This window comes from Variovorax sp. LG9.2 (assembly GCF_035018885.1).
In the GTDB taxonomy this organism is placed as follows: Bacteria; Pseudomonadota; Gammaproteobacteria; order Burkholderiales; family Burkholderiaceae_C; genus Variovorax.
In genome coordinates this window covers 94,417-115,143 of the sequence record NZ_JASJXB010000003.1, presented here as the reverse complement: position 1 = coordinate 115,143, position 20,727 = coordinate 94,417, and the positions used below count along the sequence as shown (strand labels likewise).

The following is a 20,727-nucleotide window of genomic DNA, read 5'->3' as shown; positions in this document are numbered from 1 at the left end:
CTCAATGAATATCTCGCGTCGATCTGCACATGCCGGCTGGCGGACGCTCACCGTCCTTTTGCTCGTGCTGGCAGTGGGCATTGGCATTGGTACGGAAGTCGCGCGCCACAAGGCGGTGCTGGATGCAGGAACAGCGTCCGCCCCCAGCCCAGCCGTTGCAGCGGCGGCCACGACCGCCCCGTCGGGATCCGGTTTGCTGCGCTATGCCCGCGACGCACCCGAGCTCGCATCGATCCGCATCACGCCGGTCGAGGCTGTGCCACTGCCGGCGCTGCCGCCGGCCAATGCCCACCTGGCCTATGACGAAGACGTGACGGCCAGGGTCAGCTCGCCGGTCGCGGGTCGCGTGGTTCGTCTGATGGTCCAGGCCGGTGACCGCGTGCGGCGTGGCGCCGCGCTGGCTGAACTTGACTCGCCCGACCTGGCGTCGGCCCAGTCCGACCTGGCCAAGGCGAAAGCCGACGAGGCGCACAAGCGGCAGAGCGTCGAGCGCACCCGGGCGCTGGCCGAAACCGAAACCGGTTCGCGCAAGGACAACGAGGCGGCCGAGGCCGATTTGCAGCAGGCCGTCGCAGAGACCCGTCGCGCTGCCCAGCGGATGAACAACCTGGCAACGGCAACGGCAACGGCAACGGCAACGGTCAGCGGTTCAGGTCGCTTCGTGCTCCGGGCGCCGATCGACGGCGTGGTGGTCGACCGGCAGATCAACGCCGGCATGGAAGTGCGCCCCGATCTGGCCAACCCGCTGTTCGTCATCACCGACACGGCAAAACTCTGGGCCTTGGCAGACGTGTCCGAAACGGCCTTGAATGCGGTGCACGCGGGGCAGCCGGTGGAACTCGAGGTCGATGCCTGGCCCGGCCAGCGTTTTGCCGGCGTGGTGCGCCACGTGGGCGCCGCGCTCGATGCCGCATCGCGTCGCCTGCAGGTGCGTTGCGAGATCGCCAACGCCGACGGCCGGCTCCGAGCAGAGATGTTCTCGCGCGTGGCTTTTCTCTCCGACACGCAGGCGACGGCAATTCGGGTACCCAACGGCAGCCTGGTGCTCAACGGTATGCAGAACTTCGTCATCGTGGAGCAGGAGCCGGGCGTTTTCGCGCGGCGGCCGGTGCAACTCCGCTGGAGTGGGCCTGACACCACCTATCTGTCCGCAGGCCTGCACGCCGGTGATCGGATCGTGTCCGAAGGCGCGCTCTTGCTGGCGTCCGAGTTTCCTGCCCATGCTGAATAAGTTCGTTCGCTTCGTGTTGGCCCAGCCGGTCTTCGTGCTGGTGATGACGGTGGCGTTGGCCGCCTTCGGCATCAATGCGGTCCTGCACTTGCCGATCGAGGCCTTTCCCGACGTGCAGGATGTGCAAGTCCAGATCATCACTCTGAGCGCCGGCTCCGCGCCGGAAGAGGTCGAGCGAACGCTGACGCTGCCGATCGAGCGCGAGATGACCGGTGTGCCGGGCGAGACCCAGTTGCGCTCGGTCTCCATGACCGGTCTGTCGGTGGTCACGCTGACCTTTGCAGATGGCACCGACAACTACTTCGCGCGCTCGCAAGTGCTGGAACATCTGGGCAACGTGACGCTGCCCACGGGTGTGCAGCCAACGCTCGCGCCACTCACCACCGCCGTCGGCGAGGTACTGCGCTATGTCGTGCAGGCGCCGCCGGACATGGCCGAGAACGACGTGCGTGCGCTGCAGGATTGGGTCGTACGCCCGGCCCTGCGCATGGTGCCGGGCGTGGCCGACGTGGCGAGCTTTGGCGGCACGGTCAAGGAGTACCAGGTGCTGGTGGACCCGGCACGGCTCAAGCGTTTCGGCGTGACCCTGGACCAGGTCGCGCTGGCCCTGACCAACAACAGCGCGAACGTCGGTGGCGGGGTGCTGCGCCGAGGCGACGAGGCGCTGGTCGTGCGCAGTATAGGACTGGTCGATTCGCTCGCCAGCATCGGCCAGGTGATCGTGCAGGCCAAGCAAGGCCGCACCGTGCTGGTGTCTGACATCGCCCAGGTGGAACTCGGCCACAAGCCGAGGTCGGGCATCGTCGCCTACGACGATCACGACAGCGTCGTCGAGGGCGTCGTGAGCATGACCAAGGGTCAAAACGCCGCCGTGGTGGTGGCGGGTGTCGAACAGGCCATGGCGGCGCTGGCGCCGCGCCTGCCGCGAGGCGTGACCTTGCCGGTGGTCTACACGCGGACCGACTTGATCCACCAGACGGTCGACACGGTGGTCGAAAACCTGGTGACCGGCGCCTTGCTTGTGATCGTCATCCTGGTCGTGTTCCTGCGCAACTGGCGTGCCGCGGTCATCGTCGCGACGGTGATCCCGCTGTCGCTGCTGTTCGCTTTCATCATGCTCGACCTGCGCGGCATACCGGCCAATCTGATCTCGCTCGGCGCTGTCGATTTCGGCATCATCATCGACAGCGCCGTCGTGCTGGTGGAGGCATTGATGGTCCGGCTCGCCCTGGACCGGAGCCTCTCGGTGACGGCGCCAGCGCACACGCCTTCGAGGCCCGGCGCCGCCGACCAGAAGGCGCTTACCTTTCATTCGCGGCTGCGGGTGTTGCGCGAAACCGTGGTGGACCTGGGCCGGCCGATCCTCTTCTCCAAGGGGATCATCATCATCGCGTTCCTGCCGATCTTCACCTTCCAGCGGGTCGAAGGAAAGATCTTCGCGCCCGTGGCTTTCACACTGACCTTCGCGTTGCTCGGCGCGCTCGTGCTGACCGTCACGCTGGTACCGACGCTGCTGCGTTTTGCCATGCGCGGCGCCAACATGGCCGAGCGGCGCAGCCAGTGGATGGAGCATCTGCAGTCGGGCTACCAGCGCCTGCTCTTGTGGGGTGGTGTGCGGCGCGTCATCGTCTTCACCCTGTCGCTGATGGTGCTGGGCGTGACGCTGTTGCTGGCGCCGCTGCTCGGCAGCGAGTTCTTGCCCAAGCTGGACGAAGGCAACATCTGGCTGGCCATCACCTTGCCGACCTCGACCGCCATCGACACCACCAAGCAGGTGGAGCGCAAGGTGCGTGCGGTGCTGCGCAGCTATCCGGAAGTGCGCCGGGTCATCACGCAGGTCGGGCGACCCGACGACGGCACCGATGCCAAGGGACCGAACAACCTGGAAATTCTGGCCGACCTGGTGCCGCGCAGCCAGTGGCACTTTGCCGACAAGCAGGCGCTGGTGGAAGACATGACTCGCCGCCTCAAAGCGCTGCCTGGCGTGCCGACCAATTTTTCGCAAGTGATCGAAGACAACGTCGAGGAGTCGTTGTCCGGCGTCAAGGGCGAGATCGCCGTCAAGATCTACGGGCCCGACCTGCAGGTGCTGGAAAAGAAGAGCGATCAGATCGCCGCCGTGCTGCGCGGATTGCGCGGGGCGGCCGACGTCGCAGCGATCCGCATCGGCGGCCAGAGCGAAGTCGACATCCAGGTCGACCGGCGGCGGCTCGCGCGGCTGGGCATCAGCGTAGCGGACGTCAACACGGTCATCGGCAGCGCGCTGGGCGACGTGGCGGTGAACAGCTTCTACGAGGGCGACCGGCGCTTCGACGTGACGATGCAAGTTGCGAAAGGCGCGCGCGCATCGATCGACGACATCGGAGCATTGCAGGTCAACCTGCCCGACGGCGCCGGCACCGTGTCACTCGACCAGGTCGCGCACATCGCATTGCGTCAGGGCGCCTCGCGGGTGAGCCGCGAAGGCGGCGAGCGCAATGCGTCGGTCAAAGCCAATCTGCTCGGGCGTGACCAGGGCAGCTTCATCGCCGAGGCGCAGCAGGCGGTGGCGGCACAGGTCGTGTTGCCGCCGGGCTACCGCATCACCTGGGGCGGCCAGTTCGAGAACCAGCAGCGCGCCGTCAAGCGGCTCGCCGTGATCGTGCCGATCAGCGCACTGCTGATTTTCTCGCTGCTGTTCTGGGCTTTCGGCTCGGTCCGGTACGCCTGCCTGGTGCTGGTGCTGGTGCCGTTCACCCTGATCGGCGGCATTGCCGGCCTGGCGATCGCGGGGCTTCACTTCTCGGTGTCGGCGGCGGTCGGCTTCATCGCGGTGGCCGGGATATCGGTGCAGAACGGCGTGATCATGGTGGAGCACATTGCCGACAACCTCGATGCGTCGGTCTCGCTTTTCGAGAATGCGGTGGCGGGCGCCGTCGCCCGGTTGCGCCCGATTCTGATGACGGCGCTGATGGCCGGCCTAGGCCTGTTGCCAGCGGCGTTGTCGCATGGCATCGGCTCCGAAACGCAGCGCCCGTTCGCCGTGGTGATCGTCGGCGGCGTGGTGTCGGCCACGCTGTTCACGCTGCTGTTGCTGCCATTGCTCTATCCGATCTTCGCGGGTGGCAAGCAGAAACGGCAAGAGGATTTCGAACCCGCTGTCGTTCCTGCTCCGGCTCCCGTTATTCCGGGCACACCATGATGTTCCTTCGAGATGGGTTTGCAGCGGTCTCGTTGGCGCTGGTCGCCGGCTGCGCTGTCGGCCCCGACTTCGTTGCGCCTCCAACACCGGCGCCGCCGGGCTACACCGCCGCGCCGGTTGCCGTGGTCACCCGCGGCACCGACATTCCGGCGCTGTGGTGGGAGCTTTTTCAGTCGCCCGCGCTGAGCCGACTGGTGGCGCGCGCGCTGTCGAACAACCCCGGGATCGAATCGGCCCAGGCCGCACTGAAGGCTGCGCGTGAAAACGCCGAAGCGCAGCGCGGCGCCTTCTTTCCGCAGGTCGGCGTGACAACGATGTCGAGCCGGCAGTCCTCGTCCACCACGCTGTCGTCGCCGCTAAATGACAACCGCTACATCTTCAACCTGCACACGCCGCAGCTGAACATCGCCTACACGCCCGATGTCTTCGGTGGCAATCGGCGACTGCTCGAATCGCAGCAGGCGCAGGCCGACGCGCAGCAATTTTTATACGAGGCCACGCGCCTGACGCTGGCCGCCAACGTCGTCTTGGCTGCCGTCACCGAGGCATCGATTCGCGGACAGATCGCCGCCGCGAACGACACCGTGCAGCTGCAGCAACGCCAACTTCTGCTGCTGCAGCGGCAACGAAAACTGGGTGCCATCGGCATCGCAGACACCGCCGCCCAGGAAAGTCTGCTGGCGCAGACCCAGGGCGCGATGCTGCTGCTTGAAAAACAACTCGCGCTGCAACGCAACCAGTTGTCGACCCTGCTCGGTCAGCGGCCCGACGAGGCACTGCCAGAGCGTTTCGAGCTGGCCGACCTCGTGCTGCCCAAAGCGCTGCCTTTGAGCCTGCCGTCGCAACTGGCCGACCAGCGCCCGGATGTGCGCGCGGCGCTGGCGCAACTGCAGTCGGCCAGTGCGCAGATCGGGGTCGCCGTGGCCGCCCGTTTGCCGGCCATCACGCTCACCGCGAACGCCGGTTCGACCGCGCTGACGGTGGGCAGCCTGTTCGGACCCGGCACCGGCTTCTGGGCACTGGGCGCAGGACTCGTGCAACCGCTGTTCGATGGCGGCACGCTGCTTCACCGCCAACGCGCTGCCGAGGCGACCTATGAAGAGGCCAGGGCGCAGTACCGGGGTGTGGTGATCGGCGCCTTCCAGAGCGTTGCCGATGCGCTCCAGGCACTCGACCATGACACGCGGATGGTCGATGCGGCCGCGCAGGGCGAGGAGGCTGCCGCGCGGTCGTTGCGGGCTGCGCAACACCGCTTCAATACGGGTGACACCGGCTTGTTCGAAGTGCTCGGTGCCCAGTTGATCGAGAGCCAGGCCAAGAGCACGGCGGTGCAGGCGCGCGCGAGTCGCTATGCAGACACCGTCGCGCTGCTGCAGGCGCTCGGTGGTGGCTGGTGGAATCAGCCGGTCCCGCACTAGCGTCCTGAACCCTGGCGTCTTGAACGCTACCGTCTCGAACCGCGCTGCAGCACAGCGCGGCCCCGTTCATCCCCGTCAGCCCATGCGCGTGGGCAGCCAGAGCGCGATGATCGGGAACGCGATGAGGATCACCAGCCGCAGCATGTCGGTCACGATGAAGGGCAGCACGCCCTTGAAGATGGTCGTGAAGCTCACCTCTTTCACCACGCTCTTGATGACGAAGACGTTCATGCCCACCGGCGGATGAATCAGCCCGAGTTCGACCGTCATGACGATGATGACGCCGAACCAGATCGGATCGAAGCCCAGGTGCACGATCACCGGATAGATGATCGGCACCGTCAGGATGATCATCGCCATGGCGTCCATCAGGCAGCCGAGCACGAGGTACATCAGCATGATGAGCGCCAGCACCCCATAGCGGCCGATGCCCAGCCCGGTAAGAAACTCGGTCAGCTTTTGCGGGCTCTGCGTGATGGTCAGAAAGTAGCCGAAGAGCAGGGCGCCGATCAGCACAGTGAACACCGCTGCCGAGGTCCGCGTGGCCGAGAGCAAGGCCTCGCGAATCTTCGGCCCGTCGAGCTTGCCGCGTACCAGGCCGAGGATGAAGGCGCCGCTCGCGCCCACGCCGCCCGCCTCGGTCGGCGTGAAGAAGCCACCGTAGAGCCCGCCGATCACGAAGATGAAAAGCACCAGCGGCGCCCACACGTTCTTCAGGTCGACCAGGCGTTCCGACCAGGGTTTGTTCTCGCCGGCCGGCAGCCAGTCGGGCCGTACCTTGACGATGATCGCGATGGTGATGACGTACATCAGCATCGCCAGCAGGCCGGGGATGATGCCGGCCATGAAGAGCTTGCCGATGTCTTGCTGCGTCAGGATGGCGTAGACCGCGAGCACCGTCGACGGCGGCAGGATGGCGCCGAGCGTGCCGCCCGCGGCGATCACCCCGGTCGAAAACGACTGCGGGTAATTGAAGCGCCGCATCTCCGGATAGGCCACGGCAGAGAAAGTCGCCGCGGTGGCGACTGACGAGCCGCAAATGGCCGCGAAGCCGCCGCAGGCCAGCACGGTGGCCACGCCGAGTCCGCCCCGCAGGTGGCCGATCATCGAGTTGGCTGCCTTGAAGAGTTCGCGGCTCACGCCCGACACCGACACCAGCGCCCCCATCAGCATGAACATGGGGATGACGCCGAAGGTGTAGTCGGTGACGGTGCGCATCGAGGTCTGGCCGACCAGCTTGAGCGCGGGCATCGGCCCGACGATCCACGCATAGCCGGTGACACCGACCAGCCCCATCGCCATGCCCACGGGCACGCGCAGCAGCATCAGCGCGAAGAGCGCGACGAAACCCAATACCGCTATCGCATCGGCGCTCATTCGTCTGCTCTCTGTTCAGGCTTGACTTCGTCCAGCTGCTCGGGGTGAAAGATAAGGCGATAGGTGCGGATGCCGATCAGCAGCACCGCGCAGACATCGCCGAACCAGGCGACCGCATAGAACGGCCAGGTCGGGATGTTCATGTCGTAGGTCTGCACGTTGTCGACGTAAGTGCCGCGCACCTTGTCGAACAGCATGGCGGTCTGCACCGCCACCACGAACAGCAAGACCAGCGTCGCGAAGACGTCGATCGCGCGCTTCATGCGCGGCCCGGCGGTCGACCACACCAGGTCGACCGTGATGTGGCTGCCGCGGTAGCTGGTCGCCGCGATGCCCCAGAAGATCAGGATGCCGAGAAACATCCGGCCGAAGTCGTAGGCATCGGGAATCGAGGTGTTGAAGAACTTGCGCAACACCACCGCGATGAAGATGTTCAGCGCAACCAGGCCGACGAAGATGGCTGCCAGCCATTCGATGCCGTTGATCATCCGGTCCATCACGCCGACCCGGCGCTTCTGGCCGGCCACAGGAGACACCGAATCCATCGACTACAGCGCCGCCTTGTTCTTTGCGAGACTGGCCTTGAGGCCGTCCATCACCGCTTTCGGATCCTGGCCGGCCTTCTTGACGGCCTCGCCCCACTGCACTTCTCCCGGCGCCGTCGCCTTGCGCCATGCATCGAGTTGCTCGGGCGTCAGCTTGTAGATCTCGTGGCCGGCTTGCGCGGCGATCTTGGCGTGTCCGGCAAACTCGAAGTCGGCCCACGGTGCGGCGACGCGCTCGGCCCATTCGCTGGTGCAGTGGTCGTCGATGACCTTTTTCTGGGCCGCCGACATGCTCTCGTATTTGTCCTTGTTCATGCCCCAGACGAAGGGCGTGACGTAGAGCGGCACATCCATGTGAAAGCTCACGACCTTGTCGATGCCGAAGAGGCCGATCGAGCCCCACGGAAAGGTGATGGCATCGGCCACGCCGCGCTCCAGCATGTCGCGCGATTCGGGCGCCGAGGCCTGCACGTTGGTGCCGCCGAGGGCCGTCACCATCTGGCCGATGGTGCTGGTGGCGGGCCGGATCTTCATGCCCTTGATGTCGGTGGGCAGCGTGATCTTCTTGCGCGCATGAAAGGTGCCGGGGTCGTGCACGAAGGCGAAGCAGAACTTGATGTCCTTCATTTCCTTGGCGGCGTACGGCCGGTACCACTCGTCGATGGCGGCGCTGCCACTCTTGCCGTTGGCGAACAGGAACGGCAGCGACGCGCCGGCCATGATCGGGAAGCGGCCGGGCTGGTAACCCGGGTTGATGTAGGCGAGGTCGGCGATGCCGTCGCGCGCCATGTCGTAGTGGTCGAACGCCTTGCCCAGTTGTTCCGAGGGGAAGAGCGTCGCGGTGATGCTGCCGTTGGACGCCTTCTTGATGTCGTCGGCCCAGGCCTGCAAGGAAGGGTTGAGCGGATGCTGCGCCGGCACCCAGCTCGACATCTTGAGGTTGACCGGCTTGTCTTGCGCGTGTGCGGGCAGGGCGGCGGTCAACGCTGCGGCCAGCGCGAGCAGGGCCGCGGGGAAACCAATGCGGGAAGTCTTCATTTCTTTGTCTCCTTGGATGTCGGAATCTGGGGGTGTTCGGATCGAATTCAGTTATGTTTTATAAGAACTGTGCGCTGCCGCCTATTCACGTTTTCCTTGGGTCGCCCGCTTGGGTAACCTATTGCCGAGTCAACTAAAACTGGAGCACAACTTGTCTGCAATCGAAACTTCCACCTCTTCGCCGTCCACAGCGCCAGTCGCTGTCGTGACCGGCGCAGCACGCGGCATCGGCCTGGCCGTTGCCAACTGGTTTCTCGCCCAGGGCCATCGGGTCGCGCTGCTCGATATCGACAAGACGACGCTTGCAACTGCAGCGGCCGGACTCGCGAATGACGCGGATGTGCTCGCATTGAGTTGCGATGTCTCCGATCCGGACCAGGTTCAGACGGCCATAGACAAGGTCGTCGCGCGCTTCGGCCGCATCGATGCACTGGTCAACAACGCCGGCGTGGCGGCATTCAAACCGATTGGCGAACACACCTTCAAGGATTGGCGCACCGTCATGGCCACGAATCTCGATGGCGCGTTCCTGTGCTCGCAGGCTTGCGTGCCGGTGATGCTCAAGACGGGCGGCGGCGCGATCGTCAACATCGCATCGATTTCAGGTCTACGGGCGAGCACCTTGCGCGCGGCCTATGGCACGAGCAAGGCAGCGCTCATCCACCTCACCAAACAGCAGGCGGCCGAGCTCGGAACAGTCGGCATCCGCGCCAACGCCGTCGCACCCGGACCGGTCGAAACCGAAATGGCCAAACTGGTGCACACGCCAGCGATTCGCGCCGACTATCACGATGCCATTCCGCTCGGTCGCTATGGAACGATGGAAGAGATCGCCGCGGTCACCGGCTTTCTTTGCAGCCCCGCGGCGAGCTACGTCAACGGTCAGGTCATCGCCGTCGATGGCGGTTTCGAGGCATCGGGTGTGGGCATTCCGACTCTGCGCAAAGACGCCGCGCAGCCGTAAATTCAGAAATAGTTCGGCATAGCTTTGGCAAGCCGCTGGGGCTGCGCGTGCGTAAGACTGCCGGGAATTTCTGACAGGTCGGGACAAGCCCGAGGACTACAAAAGTGAGAAGGAGCGGGCCGTAGCTTGACGCTCCCATTTCAACTCACTGCCACGCCCGGTTGACTGCCATGCCCAAAAAACCCAGCATTCCTCCCGCAGAACGCGACGCCACGCACGCGGCCGCTCGCAACACGGACAGCGGTCCCGCCCAGCCAGCACCACCTGCCGCAGGCAAGGGCGATTTGCCGACGCAAAAGTCGATCGACACGCAGGCGATGGCCAGCGCCATGCCCTCCAATCCGAACAAGTCATCGGAGTACGGCGAGGTGAATGCGCTCAATACGCCCAAGGGTGCCACTGTCGAGGCGCCCTCGCGTCTTCCAGCAGCCAGTACGCTGAGTGAGCAAAACTTCTCCGACAAGGTCGGCACCGCAGCGCGTGAGGGTGTCAATGCAACCATCGACACGCTCGACCGCGTGCGCGTCGACTCGAGCGGTCAGATGTTGACGACCAACCAGGGTGTCCCGGTCGCAGACAACCAAAACTCGCTCAAGGCCGGCGCGCGCGGCCCCGCCTTGCTGGAAGACTTCATCCTTCGCGAGAAGATCACGCATTTCGACCACGAGCGCATTCCCGAGCGGATCGTGCATGCACGTGGTTCGGGCGCACATGGCTTTTTCGAATGCTATGAACCCCTGACCAAGTACACCAAAGCCGCACCGTTCAAGGAAGCCGGCAAAGTGACGCCTGTCTTCGTCCGTTTCTCGACCGTCGCCGGCGAGCGTGGCTCCAAGGACACGGCGCGCGATGTCCGCGGCTTCGCGGTCAAGTTCTATACCGACGAAGGCAACTGGGACTTGGTTGGCAACAACATGCCGGTTTTCTTTATCCAGGATGCGATCAAGTTCCCCGACTTGATTCATGCCGTGAAGCCGGAGCCGCACAACCAGATGCCGCAGGCCGCCAGTGCGCACGACACGTTTTGGGACTTCGCGTCTCTGATGCCCGAATCGACGCACATGCTGATGTGGCAGATGTCCGACCGTGCAATCCCACGCAGCTACCGGATGATGCAGGGCTTTGGCGTGCATACCTTCCGGCTGGTCAATGAAGCGGGCGAGTCTGTGCTCGTGAAATTCCATTGGCAACCCAAGCTCGGAACACATTCGATGGTCTGGGAAGAAGCAGTAAAGGTCTCTGGCGCGGACCCGGACTTTCATCGCCGTGACCTGTGGGAAGCCATCGAGGCCGGCGAGTACCCGGAGTGGGAATTGGGTCTGCAGATCTTCACGGAAGAGCAGGCAGAAAAGTTCAGCTTCGACATACTCGATGCGACCAAGCTCATCCCCGAAGAGTTGGTGCCAGTTCAATTGGTCGGCCGGATGGTACTCAACCGCAACCCGGACAACTTCTTCGCCGAGACTGAGCAGGTTGCGTTCTGCACGGCTCATATCGTGCCCGGACTCGACTTCACCAATGATCCATTGTTGGCCGGTCGTATCCACTCCTATGTCGATACGCAAATCAGTCGACTGGGTGGGCCGAACTTTCATGAGTTGCCCATCAACGCGCCGATCGCTCAGGTGCACAACAACCAGCGGGACGGCATGCACCGCCAGGCGATCAACCGCGGCCGCGTGGCGTATGAGCCCAACTCGCTGGCCGGCGGATGCCCGTTTCAGGCCGGTGCCGCCCAGGGATTCACCAGTGTGGCGCGACGACTCGATGCAAAGGAGAGCGCAGACAAGGTCCGCATCAAGCCCGAGAAGTTTGCCGACCACTACACGCAGGCCAAGCTGTTCTTCGAAAGCCAGACCGAAGCGGAAAAGGCGCACATCGGCAATGCATTCCGATTCGAGTTGTCCAAAGTGACAGTGCCGGCCATTCGCGAACGCGTGGTCGCCAGCCTGCTCAATGCGGCGCCCGATCTCGCGGCACGCATCGCACAAGATCTCGGCATGGAGTTGCCTGCGCCACTGCCCAAGGCATTGGAAGTGCCGGCGGTGCCTGAAGTGGAAACGTCCCCGGCGCTGTCGCTCATGGCTCGCTCTGGTGACGGTGGCATTCGCACACGCAAGATCGCGATCCTGGTAGCCAACGGAGTCGAAGGCGCCTCACTCGGAAAGCTGGTCTCGGCCCTGGTCGCGGCGGGCGCGGTTCCGCGTTTGGTCGCGAGGCGACTCGGCACCTATGTCGGCATCGGCGGGGAGAAGTTCGCTGCCGACGCGACAATGGAAAATTCGCCCGGCTTCCTGTTCGACGCACTCGTGCTTCCGGACGGCGCGGCTGCAGTAGAAGCCCTTGACGCTGATGCGCATACGCTTGAGTTCGTGCGTGCTACCTATTGGCACTGCAAACCGATCCTGGCCTTTGGCGCATCCGATGCGTTGCTCGCGGAGGCACAAATTCCGATGACGCTGCCCGACGGATCAGCGGACGCGGGTCTTCTGCTCGCGGATGTTGGCAGTGCCGATTCCGCGATCGCGGAGTTCATCGCTGCAGTGGGATCATCACGGCAGTACGCACGGGAGAACGATCGACCGAAAGCGGCAGTGGTCGCCTGAGCGGCATGTGCTTGCTGACCGGCGCGAGCTGCATCGACAGGCCTACGACATCGGTCTGAATCCGATGACATCGGCCTGTCCCTTGCCCATGAATATTCGCCTCTTGCCTCTTCATTCGAAGAGGTCCAACCCAGCTTGCAAAGCAGGCGCTGAAGGAGATGACATGGCAACAGACAATGGCGAAATCGGTGTGGGTGAACCCAATCGTGACCCCATCACCGGCGCACCCGGCGCGCATCCGGTCGGCACTGGCGTCGGCGCAACGGGCGGTGCGTTGGCAGGCGCAGCGGCGGGTTCGCTCGCGGGCCCTGTCGGGACAGTGATCGGCCTGGTGGCCGGTGCCGTCGTCGGTGGCCTCGGTGGCAAGGCCGTGGCCGAAGGTGTGAACCCGACGCAAGAAGATGCGTACTGGCGCGAGAACTACGAAAAGGAAAGCTACTACACGGCAGGCCGCAGCTATGACGACTACGGCCCGGCTTACGAGATGGGCTGGTCTGGCAGGGCGCAACGTGGAGCCGACTTCGACGCTGTCGAGCCGGCGATGGCGAGCGAGTGGGCGGCGACGCGTGCTGGCCGGTCGAGCCTCGACTGGCCGTCGGCACGACCTGCCGTGCAGGCCGCGTGGGACCGTGCAGACGACACCTACTACGGCAAGCAGGCCAACGGCAGTGACATCGTCAATCACGAAGATTTGTCCAACGACGACGTGGTCGATGTGCTCAACGATCTGCTCGAGAACGCACGCGATGGCGAGTATGGTTTTCGCACTTGCGCGGAGCAGGTGGAGACAGCCAATGCGAAGCAACTTTTTGCAAGCCGCGCTGAAGGTTGCCGCCAGGCGGGTGACGAACTCGTCGCGCTGATTCGCGCCTATGGCGGTGAGCCGGCATCGGGTGGTACGGCCGCCGGTGCCCTGCATCGCGGCTGGGTACAGGTCAAGGGCAGCATGGGTGCCGACAGCGAACTGTCGATCCTCGAGTCTTGCGAGCGCGGCGAAGACTCAGGCATTGCGCGTTACAGGAAGGCACTCAAGCAAAGCTTGCCTGCGGATGTGCGCGCGGTCGTTCAGAAGCAGGCAGACGGCGCCCAGCGCAATCATGATCAGATTCGTGATCTGAGGAATGCGGCGCGCGAGCGTGCCTGAAGCCATGGCCGGGTTGCTTATGAATGGCAACCCGGCTGTCCGCGCAGACCTTCAGCGCGGCGCCGCAGTCGACGTTGCAAGGGCATATCGTCGGCAATGGTCGAGATACCCTTTTTCATGTGAGGCGACGAGCTCCACTACGCTGGTCCATAGCCAAGGTGGCGCGTCAATCACCTTAGAGTGACTCGACACAAGCTCCTTGCGCCACGCCTTTCGCGTGGCTTCGTCCATCTGCCTTGCGTGTGAGGCACCGACCACGCGAGCAAGGTAATACGCCGCCGTCATGGCTTCATCCACAGTCAGCTGGGAAAATTCCAGTTTCAAGTCTTGTGGCAGCAGTTCGCGCACGAACACCGAACGGCGCAATACGCGATCCGCGTGCATGCGACTCCCGAGAAACGGTGACATCGCCTTTGCGCCCGCTACAACACGGTTTGCATTGTCAGGGGGCATAAGACCTTCGTCCCGGTCATGCGGAGCGACTGCAGTGATCGCTTCCTTGATGTCCAGTAGACAAAAGTCGCGGCCTTGGGCGGTGTCGCGTCCAACGTCGACGAGCACGGCATAGCGAAGTCGACCGAGCGAGCTGCACCCTTTCATCCAGTACGCAACGTCGAGCATGCGCACCTCTGCTGCATTGTCACGATGACTGAGGCGCGTTACGAGGCTGTGGACCTCTGCACCATGGACGAGCCGCTGAACGCTTTCTCGCTCCGCTTCCGACACTGGCCAGAAACGCTTGCCGAGAGGAATCTTTCGGGTCGCGCCTTCGATCCGTTCCCTGGCGAGGTGACGCCAGGTGCGCTGCTTTGCTTCGCGCATTGCCTGCGCCACGGTCAATGGTTTGAGCAGAGGTCGAGATACCTTGCGCGGCGCAAAAGCATCTGTGTACCCGAGGCTCAGCTGCTCGATCATCCGCGCCGTGACGACGCCCGGCAGATCCGAGCCACGCGCTGCAGAGGCCAATGAAAGTCCCAACCGAACGAGGTCGTGTGCCGGATTGCCGACGACTGTCTGATCGAAGTCGCGGATCTCGATGGCGAGATCGCCATGGACGTCGGCCACCGGTCCAACATTGCCGATATGGCAGTCCCCGCAAATCCAGACCGAGGGGCCTTCAGGCAGAGCGACGCGTTCGACGGAGTCGAGCCAGTCGTAGAACCGCGCGGTATTGCCGCGAACATAGGCATGCGCGGAGCGCGCCATCTTGGCGTTGCGTGCTCCCACGAGGATGGGCAGACGTTGATCGGGCACCGGCGCGCGCACTGATGCATCCGAAGCGTGATTCTTCAAAGTAGGCATGTTGTTTTGGATATCGCCTGAGGGAACGCGGCGCCATATGGCGCTCACGTATCGGGAACACGCAATCTATCCATGACACACGCCGTTGCTGTAGGTCGGCGCATGCACCGTATGTCGTCTTGCTGTCGAGGCGGGAAGGCGATCGATGGCGATCAACGGCGCACTTGCGGGTGCACCGTTTCTTGGCCTTGCGCGCTATGCCGCCGGTATCGGCTGTCCCAAAGTCGCGCCCAAAGCGCCCTGTGCTGGCGTTGACGGCGGCACCGCATCGCCCCACTGCACGACACTTGCGCGCAGCGCGTCCATCAGGTCATCTGCCATCGCCTCGAGCAGGCGAACCTCGCGCTGGTTGAGCGCATGCGGCTCGGTGTCCAGCAGGCAGAGAGTGCCGAGCACTTGGCCTCCAATGTCGCGCAGCGACGCACCGGCGTAGAAGCGAAGCCCCTTCGATTGCAGCGCCGGATTGCCGGCAAAGCGCAGGTCTCTGGCAACGTCTGGCACGACCAGCGTTTGTGCGTTGGCGACGACGTGGCCGCACATCGAGGATGAGCGGGGCATGTGCATGTCGTCGGCACGCACCCGCGCAGCGGCTTCGGCGCTGCGCAGACTGCCGAATGCACCCCTGACCTGTTGCGAGTCATCGTCGATGAACGACACCATGGCCATCGGCACATCGAAGATATCGGCCGCGCGCTTGGAGGCTGCATCGAAGAGGGGCTGCGCCCGTACGTCCAAAGCGCCGCTCGCATGCAATGCCATGATTCGCTGTGCGTCTGCTTCGGGCACGACCGCCTCCATGAAGCCTTCGCTGAGTTGCGCCCCCATCAATGCGGTGATGCGCACCGCCGCCTCGCCGATCGACGTGACCACGGCATCGGCACCGAGCGACTTGCACGCTTCTTCGCCGAGCAGCTCGGCTGGGGCGTTCCACAGGCCGAGCACGATCTGCACGTCGGGCCAGCGCCGCTTGAGGCGTCTGCAAAAGTGTTTGGCCTGCACCCTCGGTTCAGGACTTAAATAAGACAGGCAGACGACCTGCGCCCCATCGAGCGCCAGGCCGGCGATGTAGTCTGCGTTGACCGTTCCCGCAGGGCGGTGCGCGGCGGGGTAATTTTCAAGCGACAGCGCGTGGGCGAGCATGCGCGCGGCCAGGCTATCGACCTCCCACTTGCCACCGATGCACACCACCCGTGCACCATCGGGCGCTTCCGGCGCCGGTTGCTGCTCGAGCAGGTCGTCGATGACGGCGTCCATGCCTATTACGACGCGGTGCCGATGCTCGGCCGTGGCAACGCTTGCGTGGTCGCTCGACGCCATGCGCAAGACAGGCAGGCCGACTTCGCCGTAGAAGCCGATGACGTTGCCGTCGATCACCTGCTCGTTAGCCAGTTCGCTGGCTTCCTCGACATCGCCGGCAATGAGCCGTTGATAGATGCGGGTGGGTGTGTCCAGGGCCGGCTGGCTGCCAAGCAGCACATCGAGAAAACGCAAGCGCGGAAGGTGCCGCCCGATCACCAGCAGGCACACGGTGAGCGGCGTCGACATGATCAGCCCGACCGGACCCCACAACGCAGTCCAGAAGGTGGCCGACACCATCAGCGACATTGCCGACAACCCGGTGCTCGCGCCGTAGAGCCAGGGTTCGATCACGTTGTTGCTGAGCATCTCCAGCGCGGCGATGAGGCCGATTGTCCAGAGCACCATGCTCCAACCCGGGTCGACCGCGAAAGCCAGCGTCAGCGGGAAAACTGCCGAGATCATCGGGCCGACGTAGGGCACGAAGCGCATCACAGCCGCCACGGCGCCCCAGAGCATTGCGCCGGGCACACCGATAAACCAGAGCCCCACGGCCATCGGCACGCCATAACTCAGGTTGACGATGAGCTGCATGGTGAGGTACTTGCTGATGCGCTGGCCGGCCTCGTCCATCGCATCGGTCGACCGGTGCAGGCTGCCGCCCCAGAGCCGCAACAACCTGTCTCTCAAGTCGAGGCGGTCCAGCAGGATCAACACGACGAAGACCAGAACGATGCCGGCATTCGCAAGCGGACCGCTGGCAACCTCCAGCCAGTTGAGCGCCTGCTGAAACGCGGAGGGCGGTCGCTCTGTCAGCTGCACGCGCTGCGGCTGCGGCTGCGGCGGCGTCGCACTGCCCTTCGTCGGCGCGGTACCCGGCGCCGTGCTGGCCGATGTACCGGACGGTGCAGCGGGAGAGGTCTGATCCACCTCGTTCTTGAAGGTGTCGAAGGTCTTGACCACACCGTCGAACATGCCGGGGCGGTTGGCGCTTTCGCGAAGATCGCGCAGCTTCGTCTTGATGTTGCTTTGGTATGTCGGCAGCTCTGCACTCAACGTGCTCACCTGGCTTCCGAGAAACACGCCGGCCAGGCCAACCATGCCCAGGGCAAAGATCACTACGACGATGACCGCAGCCGCGCGAGGCATGCCCCAACGCTTCAGCCGCATGACGAGGGGGTCGAGCACGAAGCCGAGCAGGAACGCGAGCGCCAGCGGAATCAGGATTTCGCGGCCGAAGTACAGCGCGGCGATGATCATGGCGCCGGTAACGAGGCCGATCATCAATTTGAGTTCAGGGATCACCGTCGCCAACGTCGACAGTGCGCTGCCGGAAGGCGCCAGCGGCGACAAGCCCGAAGCGGCGCCTTCTTCACGATGGCTTCCTGCGAAGTCTTGGTTGCTCACTGCGCGCCTTCAGTTTCTGAAGCGGGCACTTTCTAGCGACGCGATGTAACGCGGAGTCGTCCAGCCACGCGACCGTTGGTAGTCCGCCCGCCCGAGTGCATGCGATTGCCTGAGACAGCAGCGGCGTGCCGCAAGCCGCTAGGGTGGGATCAGAACAGTCCTGTATCGAGGATTCGGATTCGTCCTGCACCTGAATGCGCAGACTGCCTGCCAGCGCAATTTCAAGGCGCGGCACGCTACCGGGCTTAAAGTAAAAACGAAGGAGATAACCGTGAACGTCACCGATAAATTCGTGCGCTACCGTCTATGAAGCCTTCGTCCTCGCGTGTCGGCACCATCGCGTCGACAGTCGTTCTGACAGTGGCTGCAATGCTGCTGGCACTCAACTTCACCAGCGGCGAGAAAAAGCTCGACGAGCAGATCAAGCGGGAGTATTCGCTACACGATGCGCAATATCAGCGTGCGCTCGGCGTGCTGCTCGGCCCGCCGATTCTTGATGGCAACCGCTTCGAGGCGCTCTACAACGGTGACCGCATCTTTCCGCCCATGCTGCAGGCCATCCACAGCGCGCAGAAAAGCATCACCTTCGAGACTTACATCTACTGGTCGGGCGACATCGGCAAAGCCTTCGCCGATGCGCTCACCGAACGCGCCAGGGCGGGCATCAAGGTTCATGTGTTGCTCGACTGGGTCGGCAGTGCAAAGATCGATGAGAGTTTCCTAAAGGACATGGGGGCGGCTGGCGTGCAGATCCGCAAGTTCCATCAACCGAGCTGGTATGACATCGCACGCATGAACAACCGGACGCACCGCAAGTTGCTGGTGGTCGATGGCCGCACAGGCTTTACCGGCGGCGTCGGCATCGCTCCCGAATGGACCGGCAACGCGCAAGACGCGGAACATTGGCGCGACTCGCATTTCAAGGTCGAAGGTCCGGTGGTCGCGCAGATGCAGGCAGTGTTCATGGACAACTGGATCAAGGCGTCTGGCGACGTGCTCCATGGGGAAACTTACTTCCCTGCGCTCGCCCCCCTGGGGCCTGCAGTGCCGTCGGGCACCGGTCGGGCGCAGGTGTTCAGCAGTTCGCCCTCGGGCGGCAGCGAAAGCATGCACCTCATGTACCTGTTGTCGATCGCGGCGGCAGCGAAGAATATCGACCTGTCCAGCGCGTACTTCGTGCCGGACGACCTCACCGTCGGCGCGCTGGTCGCCGCGATGCAACGCGGTGTTCGCGTGCGCATCATCGTGCCGGGGCCGATCATCGATTCGCAGTCAGCACGCGGGGCATCGCGTGCAAGCTGGGGTCCGCTGCTCGAAGCCGGCGCCGAAATCAGCGAGTATCAGCCGACGATGTTCCACGTCAAGGTGTTCACGGTAGACGGCCTGCTGTCTTCGGTCGGCTCGACGAACTTCGACAACCGCTCTTTCAGGCTCAACGACGAGGCCAATCTCAATATTTACGACACAGCCTTCGCCGCAGCGCAGACGACTCAATTCGAGGAGGACTTGACGCATTCGAAGCGCGTCACGCTCCAGGCCTGGCGCGACCGGCCGTTGCGGGAAAAGGCGTGGGAGCACATTGCGTCGTTGTTGTCATCGCAGTTGTGAGGGCGACGCTTTCAGCGAAGGCCTCGGATGCTTTGTCAGGCAGCGACCTGATGGCGTTGCTCAGGCCAGGACGTTCAGGCCTGTCTCGTTAATTCGCTGCCCACTGGGGAACGCCAGAACAACATGCGCCGCCAAATCGGCACCGCCACAGCATCCAGTGTGCCGAAGCCCGTGCCACCTTTCGCGTTCGCCCGCCGCCGGCTCTCTGTTTCGTAAAGGTGTGCCAGGCTGAACGCCTTCTTGTTCCCGTGCAAAGCCTCGCGCCGCCAGATGATGGCTTTGACCTGGACTTCGTCGTCGGTCAGCTCGGTCAGATTGGTTTGCAAGTTCATAAAATATTGTCTCTGACCGACAAGAAGACTCGCACGCCGTCAATCAGACCGTTTGCAATCGAGCGAACAATTTCACGGTCCGATGCTCGGTGCTGTATGTCACTAAGGCAGGTTTTCCCGAAAGATCACTTGGCTTCGGGTCGACTCGATTCCGCTCAGCGCATCGCGGCGATCACGCAGGTTGCTGAAGATGCGCACGCAGTTCATCAGCGTGGTTTGCGGGCTTTGAGTGATGACAGCGTCGAGGCTGCCGTCGATTAGCAGTGCGCGCGTATCCGGCGTGAGCCCGTGGCCCACGAACACGACCTTGTGGTCGCGCCCGGCTTCTTTCAGCGCGCGGGCCACGCCGTCCGACGCACCGCCGATGTTGTAGATGCCGCCGAGGTCCGGATGCTGAGCGAGCAGGGCGCGGGTCTGCCGATAGTTCTTTTCGGCGTCGTCCTGACCCTCGCGCAGGTCCACCACCTCCAGCCGCTTGAAGAGTTCGTCGATCACGTGCTGAAAGCCGGCCTCGCGCTCTTCGTGTGCACGGTAGCTGCGGCTGCCGGCAATGAGCGCGACCTTGGCGGTGGTGCGCGCGCCGATAAAGCGGCCGATGAGATAGCCGGCGGTGCGGCCGGCCGCGCGATTGTCCAGGCCGATGTAGGCCGCACGCGCCGAGTTGGAAAGGTCGGAGATCAGCGTGATGACCGGCACGCCTTGCTGCGCCAGCGTGTTGACGGCCTCGCGCACGGCCGCATGTTCGAGCGCCATCATGGCGATGCCGTCGCTGCGCTTGCCGTGCCGCAACAGGGCGGCGGCAAGCGCCTGCGGATTGAAGCCTTCGATGAACTCGGCGCGGCAGGTGACGTTGAACGGTGCCCAGTGCTCCTGCGAGTAGCCGACCATATCGCCCAGCATGCGGATGAAGCGGTTGGTGCCCGCGGGCAGCAGGAACGACAGGCGCAGCGGCGGTGGTGCCAGCGCCGCGTAGAGCGCGGTCTCCGGCAGGTAGTCGAGCGCACCGGCCGCCTTGAGCACCCGCTGCGCAGTGGCGTCGCGCACGCCGGAGCGACGGTTGAGCACACGGTCGACGGTGGCGGTCGACACGTTCGCGGCGCGCGCGATGTCGGCCACGCTGGCGCGCGTCGTCGAAGGCCCGCCCGGCGGTGGCGGTGGCGCTTTCGGGTTAACCCTCATACATCAAAAACCATCAGTGCGTTGATTTGACCGAGCGGAGTATGCCCTCTAAGGTGCGTTTGCGCTGATGGATCGATGACGCATCGATGCATCAAATCG

At 64.0% G+C, this 20,727-nt stretch carries 14 protein-coding genes; 7 read left to right on the top strand and 7 right to left on the bottom strand.

What is annotated here, in order from left to right; translation table 11 throughout:
* Positions 1-4 precede the first annotated feature (4 nt).
* From QN413_RS04070 to QN413_RS04060, 3 genes are read left to right on the top strand one after another with little or no spacing between them, the layout of a single operon-like run.
* Entirely contained in the window at positions 5-1,231 is a 1,227-nt protein-coding gene (locus QN413_RS04070) for an efflux RND transporter periplasmic adaptor subunit (RefSeq protein WP_323495373.1), read from the top strand.
* Entirely contained in the window at positions 1,221-4,412 is a 3,192-nt protein-coding gene (locus QN413_RS04065; RefSeq protein ID WP_323495372.1) for a CusA/CzcA family heavy metal efflux RND transporter, read from the top strand. The genes QN413_RS04070 and QN413_RS04065 overlap by 11 nt, the downstream gene beginning before the upstream one ends.
* Positions 4,409-5,830 carry an efflux transporter outer membrane subunit gene (locus QN413_RS04060; RefSeq protein ID WP_323495371.1) on the top strand — a complete coding sequence of 474 codons (1,422 nt, stop codon included), beginning with the start codon at positions 4,409-4,411 and terminating at the stop codon, positions 5,828-5,830. The genes QN413_RS04065 and QN413_RS04060 overlap by 4 nt, the downstream gene beginning before the upstream one ends.
* Before the next feature lie 75 nt (positions 5,831-5,905).
* Here QN413_RS04060 and QN413_RS04055 read toward each other — a convergent pair whose 3' ends face one another.
* From QN413_RS04055 to QN413_RS04045, 3 genes are read right to left on the bottom strand one after another with little or no spacing between them, the layout of a single operon-like run.
* Positions 5,906-7,207 carry a TRAP transporter large permease gene (locus QN413_RS04055; RefSeq protein ID WP_187050907.1) on the bottom strand — a complete coding sequence of 434 codons (1,302 nt, stop codon included), beginning with the start codon at positions 7,205-7,207 and terminating at the stop codon, positions 5,906-5,908.
* A complete protein-coding gene (locus tag QN413_RS04050) occupies positions 7,204-7,752 on the bottom strand; it encodes a TRAP transporter small permease (RefSeq protein WP_261802234.1) in 549 nt (182 codons plus the stop codon). Before QN413_RS04050 ends, QN413_RS04055 begins: the two co-directional genes overlap by 4 nt.
* 3 nt (positions 7,753-7,755) lie before the next feature.
* Positions 7,756-8,790: a TRAP transporter substrate-binding protein gene (locus tag QN413_RS04045; protein ID WP_323495370.1), complete on the bottom strand. Its 1,035-nt coding sequence runs from the start codon at positions 8,788-8,790 to the stop codon at positions 7,756-7,758.
* Between the two features lie 160 nt (positions 8,791-8,950).
* On the opposite strand from QN413_RS04045, the gene QN413_RS04040 reads away from it, so the two are divergent.
* The 3 genes from QN413_RS04040 (at position 8,951) to QN413_RS04030 (ending at position 13,504) form a co-directional block, all read left to right on the top strand.
* Positions 8,951-9,754, top strand: a complete 804-nt coding sequence (locus QN413_RS04040; protein ID WP_416352136.1) for an SDR family NAD(P)-dependent oxidoreductase — start codon at positions 8,951-8,953, stop codon at positions 9,752-9,754.
* A gap of 170 nt (positions 9,755-9,924) precedes the next feature.
* A complete protein-coding gene (locus QN413_RS04035; protein ID WP_323495368.1) occupies positions 9,925-12,360 on the top strand; it encodes a catalase in 2,436 nt (811 codons plus the stop codon).
* Between the two features lie 163 nt (positions 12,361-12,523).
* Positions 12,524-13,504 carry a PA2169 family four-helix-bundle protein gene (locus QN413_RS04030; RefSeq protein ID WP_323495367.1) on the top strand — a complete coding sequence of 327 codons (981 nt, stop codon included), beginning with the start codon at positions 12,524-12,526 and terminating at the stop codon, positions 13,502-13,504.
* 51 nt (positions 13,505-13,555) lie between these two features.
* Here QN413_RS04030 and QN413_RS04025 read toward each other — a convergent pair whose 3' ends face one another.
* A complete protein-coding gene (locus QN413_RS04025) occupies positions 13,556-14,806 on the bottom strand; it encodes a DUF2252 family protein (protein WP_416352135.1) in 1,251 nt (416 codons plus the stop codon).
* Between the two features lie 195 nt (positions 14,807-15,001).
* The gene (locus tag QN413_RS04020; RefSeq protein WP_416352134.1) at positions 15,002-17,386 is read right to left on the bottom strand and encodes an AI-2E family transporter; all 2,385 of its coding nucleotides are present in this window, start codon (positions 17,384-17,386) and stop codon (positions 15,002-15,004) included.
* A 429-nt stretch (positions 17,387-17,815) separates the two neighbouring features.
* Here QN413_RS04020 and QN413_RS04015 point away from each other — a divergent pair, with 429 nt between their 5' ends.
* On the top strand, positions 17,816-19,117 hold the full coding sequence (locus QN413_RS04015; RefSeq protein ID WP_323495364.1) for a phospholipase D-like domain-containing protein: 1,302 nt from the start codon (positions 17,816-17,818) through the stop codon (positions 19,115-19,117).
* A 74-nt stretch (positions 19,118-19,191) separates the two neighbouring features.
* Here the strand turns inward: QN413_RS04015 and QN413_RS04010 are convergent, their stop codons facing one another.
* Together QN413_RS04010 and QN413_RS04005 are read right to left on the bottom strand one after the other, a co-directional pair.
* Positions 19,192-19,449: a hypothetical protein gene (locus QN413_RS04010; RefSeq protein ID WP_323495363.1), complete on the bottom strand. Its 258-nt coding sequence runs from the start codon at positions 19,447-19,449 to the stop codon at positions 19,192-19,194.
* 102 nt (positions 19,450-19,551) lie between these two features.
* Positions 19,552-20,628 carry a LacI family DNA-binding transcriptional regulator gene (locus QN413_RS04005; protein WP_323495362.1) on the bottom strand — a complete coding sequence of 359 codons (1,077 nt, stop codon included), beginning with the start codon at positions 20,626-20,628 and terminating at the stop codon, positions 19,552-19,554.
* Positions 20,629-20,727 lie beyond the last annotated feature (99 nt).